This window comes from Nostoc sp. UHCC 0252 (genome assembly GCF_034931145.1).
In the GTDB taxonomy this organism is placed as follows: domain Bacteria; phylum Cyanobacteriota; class Cyanobacteriia; order Cyanobacteriales; family Nostocaceae; genus Nostoc.
In genome coordinates, this window is sequence record NZ_JAYGHE010000002.1 from 122,777 (window position 1) to 148,789 (window position 26,013).

Annotated in this window: 18 protein-coding genes and 1 pseudogene; 7 read left to right on the forward strand and 12 right to left on the reverse strand. The window is 43.5% G+C overall.

Annotated elements, in window-relative coordinates; all coding sequences use genetic code 11:
* Positions 1-262: 262 nt before the first annotated feature.
* Positions 263-607: a hypothetical protein gene (locus tag VB732_RS01680; RefSeq protein WP_323229069.1), complete on the forward strand. Its 345-nt coding sequence runs from the start codon at positions 263-265 to the stop codon at positions 605-607.
* A 372-nt stretch (positions 608-979) separates the two neighbouring features.
* On the opposite strand, the gene VB732_RS01685 is transcribed toward VB732_RS01680, so the two are convergent.
* Positions 980-1,183 (reverse strand): hypothetical protein, encoded by a 204-nt coding sequence (locus tag VB732_RS01685; protein WP_094331166.1) that lies wholly within the window; start codon positions 1,181-1,183, stop codon positions 980-982.
* A 472-nt stretch (positions 1,184-1,655) separates the two neighbouring features.
* On the opposite strand from VB732_RS01685, the gene VB732_RS01690 reads away from it, so the two are divergent.
* The 4 genes from VB732_RS01690 to VB732_RS01705 all read left to right on the forward strand — a co-directional run bounded on the left by VB732_RS01690 (position 1,656) and on the right by VB732_RS01705 (position 8,483).
* Positions 1,656-1,985 carry an STAS domain-containing protein gene (locus VB732_RS01690; RefSeq protein WP_323229070.1) on the forward strand — a complete coding sequence of 110 codons (330 nt, stop codon included), beginning with the start codon at positions 1,656-1,658 and terminating at the stop codon, positions 1,983-1,985.
* A gap of 158 nt (positions 1,986-2,143) precedes the next feature.
* A complete protein-coding gene (locus VB732_RS01695; RefSeq protein ID WP_323229071.1) occupies positions 2,144-4,810 on the forward strand; it encodes a TIGR03960 family B12-binding radical SAM protein in 2,667 nt (888 codons plus the stop codon).
* An 848-nt stretch (positions 4,811-5,658) separates the two neighbouring features.
* Positions 5,659-7,818, forward strand: coding sequence for an Rne/Rng family ribonuclease (locus VB732_RS01700; protein WP_323229072.1), 2,160 nt, complete (start codon positions 5,659-5,661; stop codon positions 7,816-7,818).
* Between the two features lie 8 nt (positions 7,819-7,826).
* Complete coding sequence (locus VB732_RS01705) at positions 7,827-8,483, forward strand: ribonuclease HII (RefSeq protein WP_323229073.1); 657 nt, start codon at positions 7,827-7,829, stop codon at positions 8,481-8,483.
* Positions 8,484-8,492: 9 nt separating this feature from the next.
* Here the strand turns inward: VB732_RS01705 and VB732_RS01710 are convergent, their stop codons facing one another.
* Together VB732_RS01710 and VB732_RS01715 are read right to left on the reverse strand one after the other, a co-directional pair.
* Positions 8,493-9,080 (reverse strand): DUF1997 domain-containing protein, encoded by a 588-nt coding sequence (locus tag VB732_RS01710; protein ID WP_323229074.1) that lies wholly within the window; start codon positions 9,078-9,080, stop codon positions 8,493-8,495.
* A gap of 118 nt (positions 9,081-9,198) precedes the next feature.
* Positions 9,199-9,435, reverse strand: a pseudogene (locus VB732_RS01715) (RNA-guided endonuclease TnpB family protein); the annotation flags it as partial.
* Positions 9,436-9,539: 104 nt separating this feature from the next.
* On the opposite strand from VB732_RS01715, the gene pheA reads away from it, so the two are divergent.
* Positions 9,540-10,412: a prephenate dehydratase gene (pheA, locus tag VB732_RS01720; protein WP_323229075.1), complete on the forward strand. Its 873-nt coding sequence runs from the start codon at positions 9,540-9,542 to the stop codon at positions 10,410-10,412.
* Positions 10,413-10,507: 95 nt separating this feature from the next.
* On the opposite strand, the gene VB732_RS01725 is transcribed toward pheA, so the two are convergent.
* The 9 genes from VB732_RS01725 to VB732_RS01765 all read right to left on the reverse strand — a co-directional run bounded on the left by VB732_RS01725 (position 10,508) and on the right by VB732_RS01765 (position 20,174).
* Positions 10,508-11,158 (reverse strand): LON peptidase substrate-binding domain-containing protein, encoded by a 651-nt coding sequence (locus VB732_RS01725; protein WP_323229076.1) that lies wholly within the window; start codon positions 11,156-11,158, stop codon positions 10,508-10,510.
* 205 nt (positions 11,159-11,363) lie between these two features.
* Positions 11,364-11,681, reverse strand: a complete 318-nt coding sequence (gene rpsJ / locus VB732_RS01730; protein WP_008232935.1) for a 30S ribosomal protein S10 — start codon at positions 11,679-11,681, stop codon at positions 11,364-11,366.
* Between the two features lie 179 nt (positions 11,682-11,860).
* On the reverse strand, positions 11,861-13,090 hold the full coding sequence (gene tuf, locus VB732_RS01735) for an elongation factor Tu (RefSeq protein ID WP_323229077.1): 1,230 nt from the start codon (positions 13,088-13,090) through the stop codon (positions 11,861-11,863).
* 23 nt (positions 13,091-13,113) lie between these two features.
* Entirely contained in the window at positions 13,114-15,192 is a 2,079-nt protein-coding gene (fusA, locus tag VB732_RS01740; protein WP_323229078.1) for an elongation factor G, read from the reverse strand.
* Between the two features lie 138 nt (positions 15,193-15,330).
* Complete coding sequence (rpsG, locus tag VB732_RS01745) at positions 15,331-15,801, reverse strand: 30S ribosomal protein S7 (protein ID WP_094331156.1); 471 nt, start codon at positions 15,799-15,801, stop codon at positions 15,331-15,333.
* A 524-nt stretch (positions 15,802-16,325) separates the two neighbouring features.
* Entirely contained in the window at positions 16,326-16,709 is a 384-nt protein-coding gene (gene rpsL / locus VB732_RS01750) for a 30S ribosomal protein S12 (RefSeq protein ID WP_015214573.1), read from the reverse strand.
* Positions 16,710-16,835: 126 nt separating this feature from the next.
* Positions 16,836-17,165, reverse strand: coding sequence for an iron-sulfur cluster assembly accessory protein (locus tag VB732_RS01755; RefSeq protein ID WP_323229079.1), 330 nt, complete (start codon positions 17,163-17,165; stop codon positions 16,836-16,838).
* A 228-nt stretch (positions 17,166-17,393) separates the two neighbouring features.
* Positions 17,394-17,813: a cupin domain-containing protein gene (locus tag VB732_RS01760; RefSeq protein ID WP_323229080.1), complete on the reverse strand. Its 420-nt coding sequence runs from the start codon at positions 17,811-17,813 to the stop codon at positions 17,394-17,396.
* A gap of 294 nt (positions 17,814-18,107) precedes the next feature.
* Positions 18,108-20,174 carry a phosphodiester glycosidase family protein gene (locus tag VB732_RS01765; RefSeq protein WP_416235720.1) on the reverse strand — a complete coding sequence of 689 codons (2,067 nt, stop codon included), beginning with the start codon at positions 20,172-20,174 and terminating at the stop codon, positions 18,108-18,110.
* A gap of 777 nt (positions 20,175-20,951) precedes the next feature.
* Between VB732_RS01765 and gltB the strand changes: the two genes are divergently transcribed.
* The gene (gene gltB, locus VB732_RS01770; protein WP_323229082.1) at positions 20,952-25,637 is read left to right on the forward strand and encodes a glutamate synthase large subunit; all 4,686 of its coding nucleotides are present in this window, start codon (positions 20,952-20,954) and stop codon (positions 25,635-25,637) included.
* Positions 25,638-26,013 lie beyond the last annotated feature (376 nt).

Sequence of the window (26,013 nt, forward strand, 5' to 3'; positions counted from 1 at the left end):
TGTTGATTCACTACTACAAAATGTCTGTGTAGCGATCGCTTAACAGTTATTTACCTATTCTATAGTATTTCTGTTGAGATACTATGCTAGAAAAACTGCTCTACTTATGGCATAGCCACTTGTGAGGCCAATGGTTTTAGACATCATTGCCATGAGAGTGCTACCCTAATCTTACAGAAGCTTCTTTAAACTTAGCGCATTTTCATTTTTAAGATTAAGGAAGTTGCAAAATAATCCTTGCCCCTGCCCAAACTCCATAATCATGGACATTAGCCTAGATTTTCTTCAACCAGGACAAATTGTGTCTTTAGAGCATGGCGACAGAAATCTGTATGCAGAAGTCATTCAATTTGTAGTTTCCCGCCAGTTGTGCTGGGTACGTCCTTTACTAATGGTTACTTTGATTCAAGAATCGCCGCTAATTACCGATTTGCGAGATGCGTCTGACTTGCTCTGGCCTGCTAATTTATTTCGGCCAGCATTAGACACAGAAGTAATCAGCTTGTTGAGTCAAGTTTTAGCAAAAGAACCAAAGACCGAACCTGATTTATCCGCCAAGCAACAACTCAATCAATTTATTCACCAACTATGGCAAGCATATCAATAGGCATAGGGCAAATAATGTAACTGGGACTAGTTTTATCTGGAGCGCCAACGGCTATATTGATCGTATCAACTCCTCTGGCAACGAGTTCATTATGCTTATGGAGAATTTCGGCAAACAAATAGGGAGAAAACTTTTATAGGCGTTTAGCAAACTACATCGTGATTTACTACGAATGCACAATGTAGAGGCTTATTAGCACTGTTTCTGCCATCTTAAGTTATTTAAATAATCAACCTCATAGAAGAAAAATACAAACAATAATATCGTCCTTCTTACCCTCCCTACTTTTACTAAAACTTGTTCTACTAACTCGGCTTTTTGATTGCTTTAGTATTAATCAAATTCACTTGATCTACCTCTATGCATAAGCATTTAGGAATATCCGAAGCTAGGAACCAACTTAATTCTACCAGCATCCATCTCCGACATTAATAATTCCAGAGCTTCATAGTCAACGTCAGAAATGTAACCTAATTCCGTCAGTTCTGAGTTGATTTCATTTTCTATCTCAGGAGTTAGCTTTTTGATGTCAAGAGCTTTTTCTACCAATTTACGAATAGCGTACTTAGTTCTCATAAGTAATAATCCAACTGTAATATGATACTAATTATGCCAGATAATCCTCAGTACAAAAAGCGATGCAAATACTAAAGTTAATTGTGATATAGATCACAATTAATTAGTTCAATAGATAATCCGCTATGACTGTGCCGTATACCATCAGCAACGCTAAAGTAGGAAATTTAACTTACCGTTAAGACTTACTTAAATTAGCTTTAGTCATAGAATAAGCAAGTTTTATCAGCATAGTTACTGATGATTTGTTTCGCTCTATGGCTGTCTATGTTGATTGTTTTTGAACTCAGATAAAAAAAAAGTATATATAAACACATTTTAACCTGGAATTATAACAATCTTTAAACAGAGATACCAAAGAAATAAAGATTCCGCAAAGAGAGCTAAGACATAAGGTCGATGCAACAGAATAGAGTTTATGTTCAAATAATCCTTAGCTTGACGCTTCAACAATTCTCAATAGGATGTAACTATGCAAGCAGTGCTTAATTATCCCAAGATTGCAGTCATTCGCCCCCAAGGGTGTTTGAATGCTACAAACGCCTTGGAATTTGAACGAGATATGACCACAGCGTTAACACAAAATGATATTTCCATCTTGGTAGTAGACCTCGCAGCAGTAGAATCCTTTGATAGCGCGGGGTTAATGGCATTGTTATCTATACACAAGTTGGCTCTAAGTTTAGAACGGAGTCTGCGACTTTGTGCTGTAGCTCCGTCAATTAGAATTATTTTTGAACTAACGCAACTCGATAGCGTGTTTGAAATATTGGATGGTGAAATTGAGTTGGCTGCAACATAGCTGATAACTTATGTATGTAAAAGCACAAAGGTTCGGTTAAAAAGTGGACTTTATGTAAAGGAGTTATAAGTTACAACGAGAAACTATGTTAGAAGACCTAATTCAATGCTAAGGTTGGGTTTGGGTAGCTGTAATTAAGGTAGCTAGAAGATAGCACAGTGGCTGTTGCAGTTGAGAAATTAATAACATCGGATATTTTAAAACCAGGGCGTTACCTTGGTAATGAGCGTCTAGCAGTACATAAAGCTTGGGATAAGACAGCAATACGCTGGGTCTTAACCTACCCGGAAGTATATGAAGTCGGTGCATCTAATTTAGGGCACGTTATCCTATATAACATCTTGAATGCCCAACCTCGTCAATTGTGCGATCGCGCCTACCTCCCAGGAAAAGACCTGGCAGCCAAACTACGCGAAACTAATACGCCATTGTTTGCGGTAGAGTCAAAGCGATCGCTCACAGAGTTCGACATTTTAGGCTTTAGCCTCAGTTATGAACTGGGTGCAACTAATATCTTAGAAATGTTGGATCTGGCTGGAATTCCATTGACGTGGAGAGAAAGGCAAAAAGCGGTGGAAGCAGGGGGAGAATTTACTAACCTCCAATCTCAGTTTCCGTTAATTTTTGCTGGTGGGCAAACAGCAACATCGAATCCTGAGCCTTACGCTGACTTCTTCGACTTTATCGCCCTTGGAGATGGAGAGGAGCTGCTACCAGAAATTGGTTTGGTATTGGAAGAAGGCAAACAAGCAGGATTAAATCAAGAAGATATATTACTGGATTTGGCACAGATACCAGGCGTATATGTTCCCCGGTTTTACGACATGGCAAAGGATGGCTCAGTTCATCCTTGTCGCCCTGACGTACCAAAACGAATTCTGCGACGGGTTGCAACTCCCATACCAGCATATTCCATTGGTTTAGTTCCCTACGTAGAGACGGTGCATGATCGCTTAACTATTGAGATTCGGCGTGGTTGCACTCGTGGCTGTCGCTTCTGTCAACCAGGAATGCTGACTCGGCCAGCACGGGATGTAGAACCCGATAAGGTTGTGGAAGCAATTGAACAGGGGATGCGGGCAACTGGTTACAATGAGTTTTCCCTCCTATCTCTAAGTTGTTCTGATTATTTATCCCTGCCAGCAGTGGGGATGGAAATCAAAAATCGCTTAAAAAATGAAAACATCTCTTTGACTCTACCAAGCCAACGGGTAGACAGATTTGATGAGAATATTGCCAACATCCTGGGAGGTACACGGCAAGGCGGACTAACTTTTGCTCCAGAAGCTGGAACTCAGCGAATGCGAGACATTGTAAATAAAGGTTTAACGAATGAAGAATTATTGCGGGGAGTGAAAACCGCTTGGGAGCAAGGCTGGGATAAAATCAAGTTGTATTTTATGATTGGCTTGCCGGGTGAGACGGATGTTGATGTTTTGGGTATTGCAGAAACAGTTAGCTGGCTACAGCGAGAATGTCGCGGCAAAGGCAGAAAACCTCTAAACTTTAACCTGACAATTTCTAACTTTACGCCCAAGCCCCATACACCATTCCAGTGGCACTCAGTTTCTACCACAGAATTTAAGCGCAAACAAAACCTGTTGCGGCAAGAATTCCGCCGGATAAAGGGAGTGAAGGTAAATTTTACCGATGTCCGCATTTCGGCAATGGAAGATTTTGTGGGACGAGGCGATCGCAATTTGAGCAAAGTAGTCCGCCGCGCTTGGGAATTGGGTGCAGGAATGGATTCCTGGTATGAAAATTTAGATCAGGCTTTTAGTGCTTGGGAAGACGCGATCGCCGGGGCCGATCTAGATTGGAAATACCGCCAAGTAGAAAATGGCGAATGGAATTTGTTTCATGCACAAGAGCAGAACAAATCGGAAGACGCGGAAAATGCCCAATTCCCCACTCCCCACTCCCTCGATACTCCCCTCCCTTGGGATCATATTGATACCGGAATTGACAAAAACTGGCTCAAAGAAGACTTGCAACGCGCCTTAGAAGCTGCAATTGTACCCGACTGCTCTTTTGAAGGTTGTTCGCACTGTGGCGTATGTGGAACCGACTTTGGCCATAATGTCGTGATTGAATCACCTGCTATCCCAGAATTTGCTGGCGAGTTTGTCCCCAACACAACTAAGTCCCAAAGACTGCGAGTTTGGTTTGGAAAACAGGGTGACATGGCTTTGGTAAGTCACCTAGATTTAATCCGTTTGTTTGACCGAGTTGTGCGGCGAGCAGGCTTGCCTATTGCTTTCACTGGTGGGTTTCATCCAATGCCACGAATTTCTGTAGCAACGGCATTGGCTCTAGGTGCTACTAGTAGCGGTGAAATTGCGGATTTTGAGTTAACTGTACCAGTGGACATCGATACTTTTCGAGAAGAATTGGTTCGGGAAATGCCCACAGACATACCTATATATAATGTGGAGCAGATAGATTTAAAAACTCCGGCAGCTACTCAACTGCTAGAAACCGCAGAATATTTAATTACCGTAACAGGACTTGAAGAAACAACACCTATAGAATGGCAAAACTGGATTGATACCATCAAAGCAAAAGATGAGCTTTGGTACGAGCATACAACAAAGTCAGGCAAGAGCCAGTTAATAAATCTGCGCGATCGCTTATTTGAACTGGAATTAGTAGAAACCCACAACGGCATTGCAGAATCTATGTCTGTTATCCGTTATGTAGGTAGCTATCGCCCAGATGGTTTTCTATTGCGTCCTGAACAAATTCTGTTTATGCTAGGGATAGTGGGTAGTAGAGAATTTCAACTCCTGCACATCCACCGCAATCGGCTAATTTTAGCGGTATAATCCCTGTAGGGCAGCTTGCTAGTAGTTGTCCTAACATGGCACATCGTCGGAATTGATTTTTAGCAAGGTTGCGTTAGAATGGGGTGAAGAGAATTTTTCTGGCGCTGCATTGAATTAGCTGGTTCACTACCCTGGTGTTCAGGGGGCGAAAGCAAAGATATTAGAGTGCAACTTCTAGGATTTTATCCCAGACAAACTGAGGCAGATTAAAGAACACACACTCTCTATAGCTACCTTGTGAATCAGTAACTAACAGCAGACTCGGTTAGCTTCTCTAAATCCATACTTTTTCAACAACTGCTGAATGTCTAATCCACAGTATTGCCCAAGAGCTAGCGCGTTACTCTTATAGAGTTGTTCGCCCTTGGTGTTACCGTCGGGTAAACAACTGCTGTAGGCTGAGCCGATTTGCAGACGTTCACTAGACGCGCAAAGTGCGGCTTAAAAGTAGGGTAGCAGCTGGCGTTGCTGAGTATAACCCTAAGAATAAATCCAGGAATGGAAAATAGAAATAGTTTCTTTTTCTTAGCGACTTCAGTAGGTTACTCTCAAAAAAAGCTTCCTGAGTTAAAAACTCACTCAGGATTCAGAATTTTCAACTCAAAACTCTCTTTATTGAGAGTATTGCATCATAAATCAACCACAGACGGTTGATTTAATAGCTTAAATATGCAGACGTTCTGGAATAATCCGCCGTGAAAACGCTCTTAAGAGCGCCAATAGCTATTTAACTTAGAACATCAGGTTTGCGATTTTTATCATCAGTAGCACCTTTTGAGGGTTGCAAGGGCAACAAAGGTATAACAACCTCCAGACCTATTGGTGCTGCCAATTTTTGAGGAAATTGAATGCCAAAACAAATTATTATCGCGGAGCAGCACCAAATTGCTGCTGTCTTTTCTGAAGATCAAATACAAGAACTCGTTGTTGCTACCGGTCATCATCAAATAGGTGATATCTATTTAGGAGTAGTAGAAAATGTATTGCCTGGGATAGATGCAGCTTTTGTGAACATTGGCGACCCAGAGCGGAACGGTTTTATTCACGTCACCGACTTGGGCCCATTAAAGCTAAAGCGTACCGCAGCAGCCATTACAGAACTATTAACACCACAGCAAAAAGTTTTGGTGCAAGTAATGAAGGAGCCAACGGGGACAAAAGGGCCCAGGCTCACGGGTAATATTACTTTACCCGGACGTTACGTAGTACTGATGCCTTATGGTAGGGGCGTAAATTTATCCCGACGAATTAAAAGTGAAAGTGAGCGCAACCGCTTGCGGGCACTAGCAATTTTGGTCAAACCGGCGGGAATGGGTTTGCTCGTGCGTACAGAAGCCGAAGGCAAACCGGAAGAAGCGATTATGGAAGATTTGGAGTTGCTGCAAAAGCAATGGGAGGCGATCCAGCAGGAAGCGCATTCTACCCGTGCCCCAGCACTGCTCAACCGAGACGATGACTTTATCCAGCGCGTATTGCGAGATATGTACGGCGCGGATGTCAATCGGATTGTCGTAGATTCTAGTACTGGCTTGAAGCGTGTGAAGCAGTACTTGCAGAATTGGAGTGGCGGTCAAACACCGCAAGGATTGTTGATCGATCATCACCGCGATCGCTCCCCAATTCTAGAGTATTTCCGCATCAGTGCTGCGATTCGAGAAGCTCTGAAACCAAGGGTAGACCTACCTTCGGGAGGTTATATCATTATCGAGCCAACGGAGGCATTAACCGTAATTGATGTTAACTCAGGTTCCTTCACGCGATCAGCAACAGCTAGAGAAACAGTTTTGTGGACAAACTGCGAAGCTGCAACAGAAATCGCTCGCCAGTTGCGTCTGCGAAATATCGCCGGGGTGATCGTCGTTGATTTTATTGATATGGAATCACGGCGCGATCAACTGCAAGTTCTCGAACACTTTAATAAAGGACTTAAAGCAGACAAAGCTCGTCCCCAAATTGCCCAACTCACTGAACTGGGTTTAGTAGAACTGACCCGCAAACGTCAAGGCCAAAACATTTACGAACTGTTTGGTGAAACTTGTCCCACCTGCGGCGGTTTAGGACATATTGTGCGTCTGCCTGGAGAACTCGAAAACCGATTACCAATACCAGCAGAAACACCAGAGCGCGAGCGTTTTGTATCCTTACCTCACCGAGAACCACGTCAGCCAGCTGCCCGCGTCCCGGAACCACGAGAAACTTATGATGGGTTCGGGGAGACATTTGACGGCGACTCGGAATCGAGTAATCTAAATCTGATCAATCATCCTAGTTATCAAGAACTTAATGATAATAAGCGTCGTACCCGCACTCGCCGCAGTAAAATCGGCATCAATGGGTTAAACGGGAAAGATGAATCTCGCGTTATTGCCAATCCCCTGGCTTTTGCCAACGAGCCAGATTTAGACCTTGACGCAGAACCAGAATTAGGAATTGTACCAGAGATTCCCTCACCTACCCTTGGTAAACCAGGATGGAGTGAAAGAGCAGAACGCACTGTAGAGCGCACTAGAGTTATCAAGGCAGAGCCAGTTAAACCAGTGGTAGAACCACCGGAAATTAGAACTGTAGAAATGAGCCTCCAGGAACAGGATATGTTTGCCTTGATGGGAATATCTCCCTTGGTGAAGTTAGATCAAGAGATTAAAAATACCAAGTCTGTGATCATTAATGTGATTCAGCCCGGTCAAACGCGAACGACTCCAACTGAATCAACCTTAGAATCACCTATTGCCCAAAGAGCAACACCTGAAGTAGTTGCAACCAAGTTACCAATACCAAAAGTTATTGAACCAGAACAAAAATCTTTGATAGAAGAGACAATTGAACCATCTGAGGTGACTGCCAATCCTTTGGAAAGCTTGTCTGCAAACAGCACTGCCAATGCGATCACAGATGAAGGTGATGCCAACAGCGCTGCCAATGCGATCGCAGATGAAAATGATGCTAACAGCGCCGCTACTGCTAGCCGTCGCCGCCGCCGTCGTTCCTCAGCGATCGAGGATAATTAATTTGATTTATGGTAGAAATATTACCAACGCTCTTGGAACAATCCAATTGGCTGGAGTTTTCTACCTTGTCAGGGATTCCAGGATTGGTTGCAGGTGTGGATGAAGTAGGGCGAGGCGCTCTATTTGGCCCGGTGGTGGCGGCAGCAGTGATCCTACCAGATCATGCTTTGCCAATACTGATGGCAGCTAAAATTAAAGACAGTAAAAAGTTGTCTAGTTCTCGGAGAAATCAGCTAGCACAGCAAATTTGTGGGCTGGCTATGGACTGGAAAATTGGGTTTGCTTCTACTGCCGAAATTGACAAAATAAATATTTTGCAAGCGACACTATTAGCAATGAAGCGGGCTGTACTGAAGTTGAAAGTACAGCCTGCAATCTGCTTGGTTGATGGCAATCAGTTAATCAAAGACTTGCCATTGCCACAACAAACAATAGTAAAAGGAGATGAGCGATCGCTTGCTATTGCTTCTGCTAGTATTGTTGCCAAGGTTTGGCGTGACGAACTGGTAGTACGTCTAGCATTAAAATACCCGATGTACAACCTAGAACGTAACAAGGGTTATGGTAGCCAGCTGCATTTGCTGGCTCTGCAACAATACGGCCCCTCGCCCCTACATCGTCAGTCTTTTCGTCCTTGCCAAATCAAATTACCGAACGCTGAGTGATATAAATGATTACTCAGCATTCAGGATTGGCAATTCAGTAGTGTTAGTGTTAAGTCCTTTATCTTTAGTTTGTGATATTACCCAGTAGCGATAATCCGCCAAAAGTTGATTTAATAACCTTTGCTTAACCGATAACAGCACGCTTTTGAGCAAACCATTACCAGTAGCTTCTAAAATTGGTTTCGGAGTAAAGGAAAATGGCGGTGGCAAATCCACCAGCACTTCTAAATCAGCCCTTCCTTCCAGGCGAGTGCCAGTGCTAAACTCTTTGGGAGACAAATGCCCTTTTAAATTAAGGGTAAAGCGCTGGTTAATATACTCGAAACCCAGAATTTCACAGCCTAGCGATCGCAAATTAATTATTCCATTTGCTTCTGCCCAAACTCTCATGTCTACAGTGGGTTGAATACTCAACGACATAAAAGTAAGCGGACGCATTTTCAAACGAAATACTTCCTCAGAAAGCTGCTGAATTCGGGCGTTGTCAGCCAAAGCCTTAACCAGACGTTGAGGCTGGCGTAAGTAGTGCTGAATGGGAATAGGCTGCTCTGGAACAGCGATTTCAACCGATTGGAAGGCAGTAAACCGGGTGGCCATGAGCGAATAAAAATATCTGTCTCTTAATTTTAATATTTTTTAATAAATTAAATCTAATTATTAGAAAAGTACAAAATTGATTGACGATAAAACTATCGCCGCTTATCACCTATACAGCATTGGAATCAGTGTAAAAACTCTCAATCCCAACATCTAAGCCAATTTCATTACCTGTTAATGGTTGAATGTCTGAAGCTTCAACATCAATACAAAACTGGCAGTAATAGCCATCGGTACGGCGCACTAATCTAATACGCTTAATCAATTTAACAGGGTATGTTTGAATATCCCATTTACCCAACAATTTCAACTCACCAATACCTTTTTTATCAGTAATGGTAACACGGCGTTTGGTAGTCTTTATTAAGAGTAGATATCCGAATATATTTTATATTTGCTAAACCTAAAATATCATAATCTCTATTTTACGCATTAAACTCGCAACTCAAGGCTAAAAGCATGATATTGATTGCACATTTAGGGCCTCCCGGCACTTACGCAGAGCAAGCAGCTGTTTTTTATGTCAACTGGTTGACTAAGAATAGCGGAGTTGAAGCTACGTTATGTCCCTATCCAACTATCTCACAGTCACTGCACGCCGTTGCTGATGGTCAAGCTCACTTAGCTGTTGTGCCAGTGGAAAATTCTATTGAAGGGAGTGTTACTACAACACTGGATACACTATGGCAATTAGACAGTTTGCAAATTCGGTTGGCTTTGATATTACCCATCGTACATACGTTAATCTCCTGCGCGTCTGGCTTGGATAAGATTAAAACTGTTTATTCTCACCCGCAAGCTTTGGCACAATGTCAGGGATGGTTAGAGCAGTTTCTGCCGACTGTACAGATTATTCCCAGCAATTCTACAACCGAAGCACTACAGCGATTAGAGCAAGAGACAACAACAGCAGCGATCGCTTCTAGTAGAGCCGCTCAACTCTACAAACTCCCCATACTTGCCACTGGTATTAACGACTATCCAGAAAACTGTACTCGTTTTTGGGTAGTAAGTCAGGGTGACGCGGACGCTGGATATCAGGCATCAACAACACTTGCTAGTCACACATCGCTAGCTTTTAGTATGCCTACCAACACACCCGGAGCATTACTCAAACCTTTGCAAATCTTTGCTCAACGAGGGATTAACCTCAGCCGGATTGAATCTCGTCCGACGAAGCGATCGCTAGGCGAATATTTGTTTTTCATGGATTTAGAAGCAGATGTCAAGGAAACACAAATGCAATCTGCTTTAGGCGAATTAACTATCCACACAGAGATTTTAAAAATTCTTGGCACTTACAATGTTTTGCCAATTAGCGCCTTTACTTAAAAAGTTAGGAGTTAGGAGTTAATAATTAGTTATCAGTTAGAAAATATAAATTATTGTTATTTTTTCTTTCTCACTCCTTACTCCTCGCTCCTCACTCATCGCTTTTCATTAAACGTGTCTTTAAGAACAGCACGAGCTGCCAAGTGGTTACGAGTAGAAGTTAAAATTTCTGCTTCCCGCTCTAAACGAGTTGCAGTATCTTGCATTTCTAATAATAACTGCTGCTCTGCGGCGACACCGTAAAGATTACTGGCTACCCAATAAGATAGTTCTGTTGGTAGATCGGGCAAATCTTCTGGCAGTTCAATATTTTGTTCGGTTAATTTACCTGAAAGACGCACAACATCCCGCAGTAGTTGTTCTACTTCAGAAGACAAAGGACGCAAATCTTTAGTTGGTGGTTGGTCTTCAATCCACTCAACTAAACCAACCCGGTATGGCTTTTCACGAACATATTCTAGTACACGAAATCTTTGCTGCCCTAAAGTCAACATCTTGATCCGATCATCTGGCAGCCTTTGGTGATGAACGATTTCCGCACAGCAGCCAGTGTTTGCAATTGTACCTTTGACTGGATCGAACATCAAAACACCGAACCTGCGATCGCTCTCCAAAATCGTGTTCATCATGATTCGGTAGCGAAATTCAAAGATATGCAGAGGCAATGGTCTAGTAGGAAATAGAACTACTTCGGGTAACGGGAACAGAGGTAGTTCACGAACTGCAATTTTAGAAGATGATGTCATTGTTACCTTGGTATAAACTTAATCTTTAAAATTTATTTTTCTCTGCTTTTCCCGTACTTTATCTACATTCTATCATTTGTTTCCTAGCTAAATAAAAGCCCTGAAGAAATATATCTCAGGGCTATATGATAATTTATACTAATGTCCTTCGTCTTTTGTCCTTCGTCCTTTGCTAATGACCAATGACTAATGACTAATGACTAAATTAAAGTTTGACTTCAATATCCACACCCGATGGTAGATCCAATTTCATCAGGGCATCGATAGTCTTAGAAGAGGGCTGGTAAATGTCAATAATCCGGCGATGGGTACGGGTTTCAAAGTGTTCCCGTGAATCTTTATCTACGTGAGGCGATCGCAACACACAATAGATCCGGCGTTTTGTGGGTAAAGGAATTGGGCCTATGGCTGTAGCGTTGGTGCGGTTAGCTGTGTCTACGATCTTCTCGCAAGATGTATCTAATAAGCGCCGATCAAAAGCCTGTAAGCGAATTCTAATTTTTTGCTGCTGTAGAGTTGCCATCTTTAATTTTCCAGGTTCTGCGTAATTAGAGGATTATTTACAGGTTAGAGGTTACAGGGTAAAGGTTACAGAAAACTATTACTTGTCCCCTGTAACCTATTACCTTATTTATAAAGGGAAGAGAAAGGAGCAGAGAGAAATTATATCATCTCTGCTCCTTTGTTATGAGCGAAAAGGTGCTATTTCAGGATTTTGGAGACGACACCAGCACCGATGGTGCGCCCACCTTCGCGGATAGCGAAGCGCATTCCTTGTTCAATAGCGATCGCGTTGATCAATTCTACTGTCATCTTGATGCGATCGCCTGGCATCACCATTTCTACTTCTTTGCCTTCATCGGAGGTGTAGGCTTTGATAGTACCAGTTACATCGGTTGTCCGTACATAGAACTGGGGACGGTAGCCAGCGAAGAATGGAGTCTTACGACCACCTTCTTTTTCAGTTAGGACGTACACTTCACCTTCAAATTCCAAGTGAGGTTTAATTGAACCTGGTTTGGCAATTACCATACCGCGTTCAATATCAGCCTTCTGAATACCCCGGAGTAGTACGCCAGCATTATCTCCAGCCATACCTTGTTCCAGACTCTTCTTGAACATTTCAATACCAGTTACGGTAGTGGCGCGAGTATCTCTGATACCCACTAGTTCAACGTTATCGCCAACTTTGACGATACCCCGTTCAATCCGACCGGTGGCAACAGTACCACGACCTGTGATTGAGAATACGTCTTCTACAGCCATCAGGAAGGGCTTATCAACATCCCGTTCAGGAGTGGGGATGAAAGAATCCACAGCATCCATCAATTCGTAGATTTTATCTACCCAAGGATTTTCGCCTTTTTTGGTCTTAGGATTCTTGGTCATTGCTTCGAGAGCTTGCAGACCAGAGCCTTTGATAATGGGGATATCATCGCCAGGGAAGTCATAGCTGCTTAACAGTTCTCTCAGTTCTAGTTCTACTAGTTCCAAGAGTTCTGGGTCATCCATCAAGTCTTCTTTGTTCAAGAATACAACCAGACTGGGAACGCCCACCTGTTTTGCCAACAGAATGTGTTCGCGGGTTTGGGGCATAGGGCCATCAGTAGCAGCTACTACGAGGATACCTCCATCCATCTGGGCAGCGCCGGTGATCATGTTCTTCACATAGTCAGCGTGTCCAGGACAGTCTACGTGAGCATAGTGCCGACTTTCGGTTTCATACTCAACGTGAGCTGTATTGATGGTAATACCCCGTGCCTTTTCTTCTGGCGCGTTATCGATTTGATCGTAGCCCTTGGCTGTAGCTTGACCAAGAGCTGCCAAGGTCAAGGTGATGGCTGCTGTTAACGTGGTTTTACCGTGGTCAACGTGGCCAATAGTACCGATATTGATGTGGGGTTTATTTCTTTCAAACTTTGCGCGTGCCATGAATGCTCATTTCCTTATTTTAACTAAGCGTTCCCTTTGCTTTTTGCAATGATAGTTTCAGCTACGCTGCGAGGCACCTCTTCGTAGTGGCTGAACTCCATCGTGAAGATACCCCGACCTTGCGTTTTTGATCGGATATCAGTGGCGTAGCCAAACATGGTCGCTAGTGGAACTTTGGATGCGACCTTAGCAAGTCCCTGTTCGGTGCTTTGGCTTTCAATCTGCCCTCGGCGGGCGATGAGGTCGCCAATGACGTTCCCGATATAGTCTTCAGGAACTTCAACCTCAACTTTCATCATAGGTTCTAAGATGACTGGTGAAGCTTTCAGTACAGCTTCTTTCATCGCCATTGAGCCAGCGATTTTGAAAGCCATTTCCGAAGAGTCTACATCGTGATATGACCCATCAATTAGCGTGGCTTTAACGTCAATCAACGGATATCCAGCTAGAACACCGGATTCGCAGCTTTCTTTCATTCCTTGTTCTGCGGGGCCAACGTACTCTTTAGGTACTGAACCACCGGCAATTTTGGAAACGAATTCAAAGCCAGTACCGGGATCTCCAGGCTCCAAATTGATCACAACGTGACCGTATTGACCTTTACCACCACTTTGGCGGATGAATTTGCCCTCAACTTTGTTCACGGCTTTCCGAATTGTTTCTCGGTAAGCTACTTGGGGCGCACCTACATTCGCTTCCACCTTGAATTCTCGTAACATCCGGTCTACTAGAATTTCTAGGTGTAACTCTCCCATCCCCGCGATCACGGTTTGGTTTGTTTCGGGATCGACGCGGACACGGAAGGTGGGGTCTTCTTCCGAGAGAGATTGCAGAGCCTTGGACAGCTTGTCCATGTCGTTCTTGGTTTTGGGTTCGACCGCCACCGAGATCACAGGCTCAGGAATGAATAGGGATTCCAGAATCACTGGCGATCCATCATCACAGAGCGTATCACCTGTCAAGGTGTCTTTTAATCCAAGAGCTGCTCCTAAATCACCCGCCCGCAGTTCGTCAACATCTTGCCGATCGTCTGCTTTCATTAGAACTAAGCGGGAAATCCGTTCTTTTTTATTCTTACTAGCGTTGAGAACGTAGCTGCCCTTTTTCAGGACACCAGAATAAACGCGAACAAATGTTAGGCGACCATAAGGGTCAGCCATAATCTTGAATGCCAGAGCTGCTAGGGGTTCGCTGTCATCAGCCCGCCGCTCAACAGTATCACCATTGGGCAGTAAGCCTTGAATTGGTGGGACTTCACTTGGCGCTGGCAAGTAATCTACAACGGCATCCAGCATCAACTGCACGCCTTTGTTTTTGAATGCTGAACCGCAAAGTACTGGTACGATTGTTCCCGCAATTGTGCCTTTACGCAGAGCAGTCCGAACTTCTTGTTCTGTAAGTTCTTCGCCCTCGAAGTACTTAGTCATCAGAGCATCATCGGTTTCTGCTGCGGCTTCTATGAGCTTGGTGCGGAATTCGTCTACCTGCGCTTGCAATTCTTCTGGAATATCGGTTTCCTGGATATCGGTTCCTTGGTCATTGGCGTAAATATACGCACGTTGCCGTACTAGGTCAACGATACCTTGGAAGTCGTTTTCACTACCAATTGGTAGTTGAATAGCGATCGCATTCGCCCGCAGGCGATCGCGTATTTGCTCGTGAACTTTATAAAAGTTCGCTCCGGTGCGATCCATCTTGTTGATAAAGGCTATCCGAGGAACTTTGTAGCGTTCTGCTTGCCGCCACACTGTCTCAGACTGCGGTTGCACGCCGCCCACAGAACAAAATACTGCGATTACACCATCCAACACGCGCATGGAGCGCTCAACTTCAATTGTGAAGTCTACGTGACCCGGAGTATCGATAATGTTAATTTGATGATCTTTCCAACTAGTACTGATCGCAGCAGCAGTAATGGTAATTCCCCGTTCTCGCTCCTGATCCATCCAGTCTGTGACGGCAGTTCCTTCATGAACTTCGCCAATTTTATGAATTATCCCAGAGTAAAATAATATTCTCTCTGTTGTTGTTGTTTTGCCCGCATCTATATGCGCCGCAATACCAATGTTGCGTACTTTCTCTAGCGGGATCGTGCGTGCCACAGCTACCTCCTATAGTTTTTGCCTCATGATATCTTGTATATTACTCTTTGTTAAGATTCTATACTTTTACGGAAAACCGTCTTCTTTTTGTAAATCCACGATATACCACTTCGGCAAGGCGATATATCGCTTTTTTACTTAATAACGATAGTGGGCAAATGCTTTGTTAGCTTCCGCCATCCGGTGCGTTTCTTCGCGTTTCCGAATCGCATTGCCAGTTTCGTTGGCAGCATCCATTAACTCATTTGCCAGTTTGCTTGCCATTGTCCGCCCTGGTCTAGACCGGGAATATTGCACTAACCAACGCAGTGCTAAGGTAGTGCCCCGTTCTGTACGCACTTCCATTGGTACTTGGTAGGTTGCTCCACCTACTCGCCGAGCTTTTACTTCTACTAGAGGCGTGGCATTTCGCACTGCTCTTTCAAAGGTTTCTAAAGCACCGTTACCAGTGCGTTCCTCAATAGTTTTCAATGCTTCATAAACAATTCTTGCGGCAAGAGATTTCTTGCCATGACGCATGATCCGTCTGATAATCATGCTCACAAGGCGACTGTTATATACGGAGTCAGACGGAACTGGGCGCCTTTGAATAACACCACGACGAGACATACTTCACCTTTAATTCGGAATTGGCAACGAAATTATATGCTATCAGACACCGGAAACTAAAAGCTGTGGAACCCAACCCTCAGACTTTTTCAATTTTGTTTTCGACTGTTGCAGCAAGGCTGACCTATTGACTGCCAATTTTGGATTAGAGTTTTTGGTAGATGTTCCGACCACAAGGATTGGAAAAACTCAAAAGTCTGTAAGCCTTATCCCCTTGTGGGTTCGACCAATCCAAAATTGCAAATCTAAAAATCTAAAATTTATTGACTTGCTACCTGCAACTAAATACTTAAGGTGACAAGATTCTAAACCTTAATGTCTAGATGAGAATTCTGCTGTGGGTTACAGCTTTCTCCTCAAAACTTCTACACTTGCTCGCTTAGTGTAGGTGTAGCTTGATTTTTTTAAACAGATTTGAGCAGCTTTCATGACTACTCTTAGAACACAAACCCTGATAGTTTTTTGCCCCTGAGCGTTTTTAAGGTAGACGATTAACCGTGTTGGGTGCGATTAATCGCCTAATCCTATTTTTTCGCTTCTTTAGGACGCTTGGTTCCATACTTGGAACGCCCTTGCTTGCGGTCTTTGACTCCGGCTGTATCTAGGGTGCCACGGATAATGTGGTATCTCACGCCTGGTAGATCCTTAACCCGACCGCCACGAATCATCACAACTGAGTGTTCTTGTAAGTTGTGACCAATGCCTGGAATGTAAGCTGTGACTTCAAATCCAGAGGTAAGTCTGACTCTTGCTACTTTCCGTAAAGCTGAGTTAGGCTTCTTTGGTGTGGTCGTGTAGACTCTGGTACAAACTCCCCGACGTTGAGGGCATTGTTTCAGAGCCGGGGACTTGGTTTTCTGACGCGCTTGTTCGCGCTCGGTACGTATTAGCTGCTGTATTGTTGGCATGAGTTACAGCGCGTAAAGCTGCTTATATGTCTAAGTTTTAACAAATCCTGATTATATCGTTTTTTAGTGTTTTATGTCAATTGTAATTTTTCCTTTATTAATTAGCGATCGTTTGCTAATTAAAAATTATTGGTCGGTTGTGGAAAAGGAATTACCACAGCCACAGGTTGCGATCGCCTGGGGATTGTGGAAACGAAAACCACCACCCATTAAGTCTTCTGAATAATCTACCCTCAAATCGTTGAGGTAATTTAAGCTTTTGGCATCTATAATTACTTGAATTTCATCCAAGTCAAAAACTTGGTCGCCAACTTTTACTTCTTCATCGAAGGACATATCATAAAATAATCCAGAACAACCGCCTGGTTTTACTGCCAATCGAAACAAAACATTTGGCTGCTGCCTGGACTTTATTCGCCCAATTTCACTTGCGGCTGCTTGACTCAGATGAATCATGAAACTCGTCTTTTACAATTGAATACCCTATCTTCATTTTACAGACAGATGGGATAACTCTCGCTGATCGAAAATTCCAAATTACCTAAACCATGAGCGCGATCGCTATTACTACATTTATAGCACAACAAGCAGAAGTCCTTACCTTAACTAGGTAGGGACTTCTGGGGTGCAGTGGTTCGTAAAGACGGGTTGCACAAGAATGTATTCAGTTTTTAGATTAAAGCTTTAATCCTTAGTACGGGCATAGTCATCTTGGTAGCGGATGATGTCATCTTCTCCTAAGTATTCGCCATTTTGCACTTCAATTAATATTAAGGGAATCACGCCAGGATTCTCTAAACGGTGAGATGTACATTGGGGTACATAAGTTGACTCATTATTACTCAGTAGTACTTCTTGCTCACCACAAGTCACCCTAGCTGTACCAGAGACGACAATCCAATGTTCGCTGCGGTGGTGGTGCATTTGTAAACTGAGGCGATGTCCGGGCTTAACTTCGATGCGCTTGATTTTGTATCCGCGCCCTTCTTCTAAGACTGTAAAAGCACCCCAAGGACGTAACTCAGTTGCAGCAACGCCTCTGGATGTGATAGTTGAAGGTAGGTGTAGAGTTTCAGTCTGTGTAGTTTCTTGATATCGAGCCATAGTTACCTCATTTGAAGACATAACAAACCGTTGATACTCTTACTATTGATAAAAAATCTGGCGCTATCTTGCAACGTTGAAAATTAGCAATTTTGTCGCACCTTGATAAACATAACAAAATCAAACGTAACGGTGTAAATCATCACCGCTAAAACTGTTGTATCTACATTAAGTCTTCATCAAGCAAAATGATGGCTTGTTCTAAACTTTAAAAAAAGATGGGAAATTGGGAATGGGGAATGAGGAATGGGTATGAGTTATTCTGCCTCTGCTTTCCCTGATTCCCATTCCTCATTATCGTGGTTTTAAGAAAATACCAATTCCATTATGAACGCGAGCAGCAGTACTAGGCGAGCGGTCGAGTAGCTGCCCTCCTAAGTAAAGGCTGGTAGAGCTACCGCCATCCAAATTTAGGGCATCTACACAGCCCATCTGTTGCATCAGTTGGGCATGTTCCGCTAATGTAGGCCCATAACCGCCAGCCCGATTATGCACGGCAGTAATCATGAGTGCGCCTGTTGCTGTTGTGCAAATACCGCTACGAATAGCCTTTTCTGCAATAAAGGCATTGCTGAATTTTTCGGCTTTGGCATCAAGAACAATTTGACGGTTTTGGATTAATAGAGGCCCGGCTCCGATAATGTGGGGATAACGACTAAAATCAGTGGGAGTAGTAGTGCTGGAAATACGTACTGCGCTTCCAAGAGGTAACTGTGAGGCAGCACTGACAGCATTAGCACGTAAAGTTAGTAGGTAGCCATCCTGGGGAATGGGAACGGCCGTCTCACCAACTTTGCCGCCTGGTAACTGTTGAGTAATTTGGTCTTTCTGTACTACTAAAATAATTTCATTATCCGTTAGGGGCGTATAAGTTGCTCCCCAAACTGGGGTGTAACGAGCAATCCCACTCTGCACATAACCGCTATTAAGAAACAGAATTGGTAAGCGCTGGTTATTTGCAGTAATTAAAGTTTCTTCTAAGGTGAGACGACCGAAGTAAAATTGACCTGAATCATTCCAAGCGATCGCACCCCGGTTAAGAATAGGGCCTGATAACCACTGATTATCCCGACGAATAGCACCCAATGGCAATCTGTTATTGCGATTAAAATAACCACCGTTAATTCCAGCTACTGCTAAGTAACGTTGGGCTGTTTGAATTAAGGGAGCAGTACCCGCAAGCCCATCAGGACTAGCCCACATAGGTTTCAAGGTTAGCCCAATTTTACGGGGATTAACTTCTAACCAGACTACCGGAAAGCGTTCTGTGCCTAAGTTTACGTAATTCTGTCGCCAGCGCAATCCTGGGGCCCAAGTAATATCTCGTTCTTCCAGAGGATCGGGTCGAATATTGATAATCAGGCGATTGGGGTTAGCTACAGTACTAACCTGAGGTGATAGACCAAAGGGAACGCTCAAACTAATAATCGTTTGGTTTTTCACCACCTCCACTTGTTGAATCAGTGGTTCAGGGGCTGGTGCTGGTGGTATTGGTTGTGTTGGTGTAACTGGTAATAATTGTTTGAGTAGGTTTGGCAGCAATGTCGGTGGTGCTGCTGGTGGCTGGGGGGTATAGCGTTCTATCAAAACAGGAGCGGCTATTCCATCTAGGGTAATTGTCCACTCTCTATTTGGCGGTACAGTGGATTTTGGAGTTGGCGTGTCTGGATCGGGGGATGGAGTTTCGATTTTTTTAATGATTGACCCTTGTGCAACTTGCCAGGGAGTTGGACGATCTAAATCGACAAAAATCCGAGTTTGTTGCAAAGGGGTACTTGCCTCTGGACGTTCTTGGCTTTGAACAATGTTTGTAATTTGTGCTTTTGGGGTAGCAATCACTAAAATATTGCCATTGGTTCGGATTTTCCATCCAGATGTTTGAGCAAAATTGCTAATATCCAGATAGCGATATGCTCCTAATAGCCTAGTGGATAAAACTAGTGGCTTTGTCACCGATGAAAACCACTGGATTGGCTGCTTCGCTGAATTACTAGTGTTTAAAAAATTTACTCCTATTAATTGCCTAAATGCCCCATCGCTGAGGTGAGTTGTCACCTGACCAGATTTTCCAGGTCGCTGTAACCAAGTTGCTGTTAAAGTACGACCGTTGAGAGAAATTTGATTACCAGAGGATGCCACACCTTTTAAAGGAGGTGCAGATGACTGAGAGATCAGTATTGGCTTGGTTTTTTTCGGCGGTTCCTGGGCATTAGTAGCACAAGTAGTTGTTAAGCACAATACTGTTAAGAGTATTGGCGAGACAGTAGCCCGGAAAAATCTGCACTTGTCCTTGGTGTTGGCGTTCGCGCAGCGTTTTGTAGAGAAGCCATCGCTAATCCCCGATTGGCAACAACTCGGCATTTTTACCATAATTTACTAAGTACTTTTGAAAAGTATTACCCAAGGTATAAACTAACTAATTATTTGGAAATATAAAGATAACATGACTTTATTCCTTAAAAAAGATGTTATTCTATATATTGGCTACTCATCTCTTTATAAAGAAAAATAAATTTAGACGCTGAAGCCACTGCAATCAAGTGTTTTAACTGGCACTAATTCTAACCACACTATACACGGTAGTCTTGGTTATCAAAACTAGATTAAGATATTCAATCCTGACTGAACATTGCTACTTCAGTGAGGTCTGGTTAATAGTAATATATAGCAACTGGTAAGCAGCAAAACTCCAGACAACAACAAAAATATTTGGGAATTGTCAAATGGGTATATATTGTAATACGCTGATTTTATTGCCAAATCAGGATGAGTTTGGCTTTAAAACATAGGATAGCGTTCAGTTTTAGTTTTGTTTCAGGTGAGCCGAAATAAGGCTCTGTGAGTAGCTAGCGTGCATCTGGAAAAAGGACATTGAGAAAATACTTAGCTTCACAATATAAAAAAGAAACTGTCACGGCAAAAGTCATGCCTTGGCAGCAGTAAGTTGTCTAACACCGTATAAATACATAAGCAATACGCAACTATTTTAACACAGGTGAACTAAGAAAGTAAAACCGAAGTTAAAATTTTTTTTCCCTAAATTTCGGTGCTTATATGTTATTTCTCAATCACAGAATTTAGAAATTTTTTCCCATAAGTAGTGGCAAAATTGGTAACTCAATACTTCAGGAACAGGGTATGAATAATCAACCGATGAATCAAGACCAGAAAATCACAGCAAATATAAACTCAAGAGATACCTATCAGGGGCAAAAGTGGTTAGTAGAAGAACGAGATGCCTGTGGTGTAGGTTTTATTGCTCATCGTGAGAATCATACCAGCCACGAAATTGTAGAAAAAGCCTTAGCTGCTTTAAGCTGTTTAGAACACCGGGGAGGTTGTAGCGCCGATCAAGACTCTGGTGATGGTGCTGGAGTCTTGACAGCTATCCCTTGGGATTTGTTCGAACAAGACTTTGCTCAAAGGGGGAAGGAATTCCCATCCATCAATAATATAGCTGTGGGGATGATGTTTCTCCCACAAGACCAAGAAGCAGCACAAAAAGCTAGGACGGCAGTTGAGCAAGTAGCAACCGAAGAAAAATTGATTGTACTAGGTTGGCGAGAAGTGCCAGTGCAATCTGATTTACTGGGTGTACAAGCAAGAGAAAATCAACCCCAGATTGAACAAGTTTTGTTAGCTTCTGTTGATAAAAGTGGCGATGAATTAGAACGACAGTTGTATATTACCCGCCGCCGGATTAGTAAAGTTGCAACTAATATCTCAGAAGAATTTTATATCTGCTCGTTGTCAAGCCGCACAATTGTTTACAAAGGCATGGTGCGTTCTGCCGTATTGGGAGATTTTTATCAAGATTTAAAAAATCCGGTTTACAAAAGCGCCTTTGCTGTCTATCACCGCCGCTTTAGTACCAACACGATGCCCAAATGGCCTCTAGCTCAACCAATGCGGCTTTTGGGTCACAACGGCGAAATCAATACCTTGTTGGGTAACATCAACTGGATGATGGCACGAGAAGCTAGCCTGGATCATCCTGTATGGGGCGATCGCATTAAGGAACTCAAACCATTAGTTCATATTGATAACAGCGACTCAGCAACCCTAGACAACGTACTAGAATTGCTGGTGTGTTCTGGACGCAGCCCCTTGGAAGCTTTAATGATTATGGTTCCAGAGGCTTACCAAAATCAGCCTTCTTTGCATGACTCTCCAGAAATTGTTGATTTCTACGAATACTACAGTGGTCTGCAAGAAGCATGGGATGGGCCAGCGCTTTTAGTATTCAGCGATGGCAAAAAAGTTGGTGCAACACTAGATCGTAATGGTTTAAGACCAGCTCGCTACGTAATCACCAAAGATAACTACATTGTTGTAGCTTCCGAAGCTGGTGTAGTGGACTTTCCAGAAGCCGATATTGTCGAGAAAGGTAGACTCGGCCCAGGACAAATGATTGCCGTGGATTTAGTCAATCATGAAGTGCTGAAGAATTGGGAAATTAAACAGCGTATCGCCAAGCAGCACCCTTATGGAGAATGGCTGCAACAGTACCGTCAAGAACTAAAGTCAGGGGTCGGTCATGCGTCATTAGCAAATGGCAATGGCAAAGGACAAATGACAAATGACCAAGGACAAGTAACAATTGACAAACAAACCCTGCTTCAACTTCAAACTGCCTTTGGCTACACCACAGAAGATGTAGAAATGGTGATTCACCAAATGGCGATCGCAGGTTCAGAACCGACTTTCTGCATGGGGGATGATATTCCTTTAGCAGTGCTGTCAACAAAACCCCACCTGCTTTATGACTATTTCAAACAGCGCTTTGCTCAGGTGACGAACCCGGCAATTGATCCCCTGCGGGAAAAGCTAGTGATGTCTTTGAAAGTCGAATTAGGTGAACGGGGTAACTTATTAGAACCAAAGCCAGAATATGCTCGGAGATTGAAACTTGAATCGCCAGTATTAACAGATGGTGAGTTAGAGGCGATTAAGCTGTCAGGATTTGCCACGGCTGAGTTGTCAACCTTATTTGCGATCGCTACCGGCCCTGAAGGATTGAAAGCCGCAGTCCAATCTTTACAAGCACAAGCAGCTGAATCAGTCCGGGCAGGTGCAAAGATTTTAATCTTAAGCGATAAGGGAAATGACGGTATAAACCCAGAAGATACATACATTCCTCCCTTGTTAGCAGTGGGTGCTGTGCATCATCACCTGATTCGGGAAGGGCTGCGAATGAAAACATCCCTGATTGTCCATACTGCCCAATGCTGGAGTACTCATCACTTTGCTTGTCTGATTGGCTATGGTGCTGGTGCAGTTTGCCCATATATGGCTTTGGATACAGTGCGTGATTGGTGGTCTGATCCCAAAACTCAAAAGTTAATGGGTGTAGAAAAAATTCCCACCCTTACCCTAGAACAAGCTTTAGGAAACTATCGCAAAGCAGTAGAGTCAGGCTTGCTCAAAATTCTCTCTAAAATGGGAATTTCTCTGCTCTCCAGCTATCAAGCAGCCCAAATTTTTGAAGCTATTGGCCTCGGTGGAGATTTAATCGAACTAGGATTTCGTGGTACGACTTCTCGCATCGGTGGTTTGAGTATTAGCGAACTCGCTGATGAAGTACTTTCTTTCCACGTCAAAGCTTTTCCAGAACTGACAACGAAGAAGTTAGAAAACCTGGGCTTTGTGCAGTACCGTCCTGGCGGCGAGTACCACATGAATAGCCCCGAAATGGTCAAGGCGCTGCATAAGGCTCTAGATGGCAAAAACTACGACCACTATGAAGTTTACAAAAAGCATCTCCAAGGCAGACCAGTAACAGCATTGCGAGACTTGCTAGATTTCCAAGGCGATCGCACCCCAATTTCTCTAGAAGAAGTAGAGTCAGTAGCTGATATTGTCAAACGCTTCTGCACCGGTGGTATGTCTTTAGGCGCTTTGTCAAGAGAAGCCCATGAAACTTTAGCGATCGCCATGAATCGCATTGGTGGTAAATCAAATTCTGGAGAAGGCGGCGAAGACCCAGTACGGTATACAGTTCTAAATGATGTAGACGAGTCTGGCCACTCGCCGACTCTACCTCATTTAAAAGGATTGCGGAATGGTGATAAAGCCTATAGTGCCATCAAGCAAGTTGCATCAGGACGCTTTGGTGTCACGCCAGCGTACCTAGTCAATGCCAAACAAATTGAAATCAAAATTGCCCAAGGTGCTAAACCTGGGGAAGGTGGACAGTTGCCAGGCCCTAAGGTAAGCCAATATATTGCGATGTTAAGGCGCTCAAAGCCGGGTGTGACACTGATTTCGCCGCCACCGCACCATGACATCTATTCTATTGAAGACCTAGCGCAACTGATTTTTGATCTGCACCAAATTAATCCCAAAGCCAAGGTGTCGGTAAAGCTAGTTTCAGAAGTTGGCATTGGCACGATCGCGGCTGGTGTGGCTAAGGCAAACGCCGATATTATCCAGGTTTCTGGACATGATGGTGGTACAGGTGCATCTCCCCTTAGTTCGATTAAACACGCTGGTTCACCGTGGGAGTTAGGTTTAAGTGAAGTGCATCGCGTCTTAATGGAAAATAGTTTGCGCGATCGCGTAATTTTACGTGTAGATGGCGGACTCAAGAGTGGCTGGGATGTGGTAATAGGTGCATTGATGGGTGCTGAAGAATTCGGTTTCGGTTCCATCGCCATGATTGCTGAAGGCTGTATCATGGCGCGAGTTTGCCATAAGAATACTTGCCCTGTGGGTGTGGCTACTCAACAAGAAGAACTCCGCAAGCGGTTTACGGGAATACCGGAACAGGTTGTCAACTTTTTCTACTTCATCGCTGAAGAAGTGCGTAGTTTGTTAGCACGACTTGGCTACCGTTCTTTGTCAGAAATCATTGGACGTGCAGATTTGTTGAAACTGCGCGAGGAGGCAAAACTTACCAAAACGCGATCGCTAAACCTGGATTGTTTACTTAAGCTGCCAGATACCAGAGACAATCGTAGTTGGTTACTGCATGAAGAAGTCCATAGCAACGGCGTAGTTTTGGATGACAAGATGCTTGCCGATGCCGACATCCAGGCTGCCATCAGGGATCAGTCTACCGTCACCAAAACTTATCCTATTGTTAATACTGACAGAACAGTAGGTACAAGATTAGCGGGAGCGATCGCTTCTCAATACGGTGACAGTGACTTTGAAGGGCAAATTAATCTCAACTTTACAGGTAGTGTTGGGCAAAGTTTTGGTGCTTTCAACCTCCCCGGCATAATTCTGACTCTGCAAGGAGAAGCAAACGACTACGTAGGTAAAGGGATGCATGGTGGCGAAATCATCATCAAACCTCCAACTGATGCTACCTATAACGCATCACAAAACGTCATAGTTGGCAATACCTGCCTCTATGGTGCTACTGGTGGCGTGTTATTTGCCAACGGTTTAGCCGGAGAGCGATTTGCTGTGAGAAACTCCAAAGGTATAGCAGTGATTGAAGGCGCTGGGGATCACTGCTGTGAATACATGACCGGTGGTGTAATTGTCGTCCTTGGCAAGGTAGGACGTAACGTAGCTGCTGGAATGACTGGTGGACTGGCATACTTCTTAGATGAAGATGACTCATTTAGAGAGTTAGTCAATCCGGAAATAGTCAAAATTCAGAGAGTGATTACAGAAGTAGGTGCAAGACAACTGCAAGAGTTAATCCAAACTCATGCGGAACGAACTGGTTCACCCAAGGCGAAGAAAATTCTGCAAAACTGGCAAGAATTTTTGCCGAAATTCTGGCAATTAGTTCCGCCTTCTGAAGCTGACAGTCCAGAAGCTGATCCGCAAAGACAAACAACTGAGTTTAGTTTAGTAACTAGTCATTAGTAGCTGTAACCATTCTCTTAATTGTCCGGTAAATTACTTGTGATATTTCATTGCAAGTGCAATAACAATCGTTTAACCGGACATGATATTACTCCTTAAAAAGCAATACGGTTCAGTAAGAAGAGTAGTAGGTTAGGTTAAGCGGCAGCGAAACCCAAAAAATCCTTGATAATGTTGGGTTTCGTTCCTCAAACCAACCTACGCCAGTTGTAGTTTTTAGCCTTAACTGAACCGTATTGACTTAAAAAGGGATCGAAAAAAAAGATTCGCCTTTAAAGACGAATCTTCACTAACTCAGAAATAACGTATTTTAACCAAAAAATATAATTTTAGTAATTAGTCAATTACTATTAGCTAATTACGCTTAATTAATAAA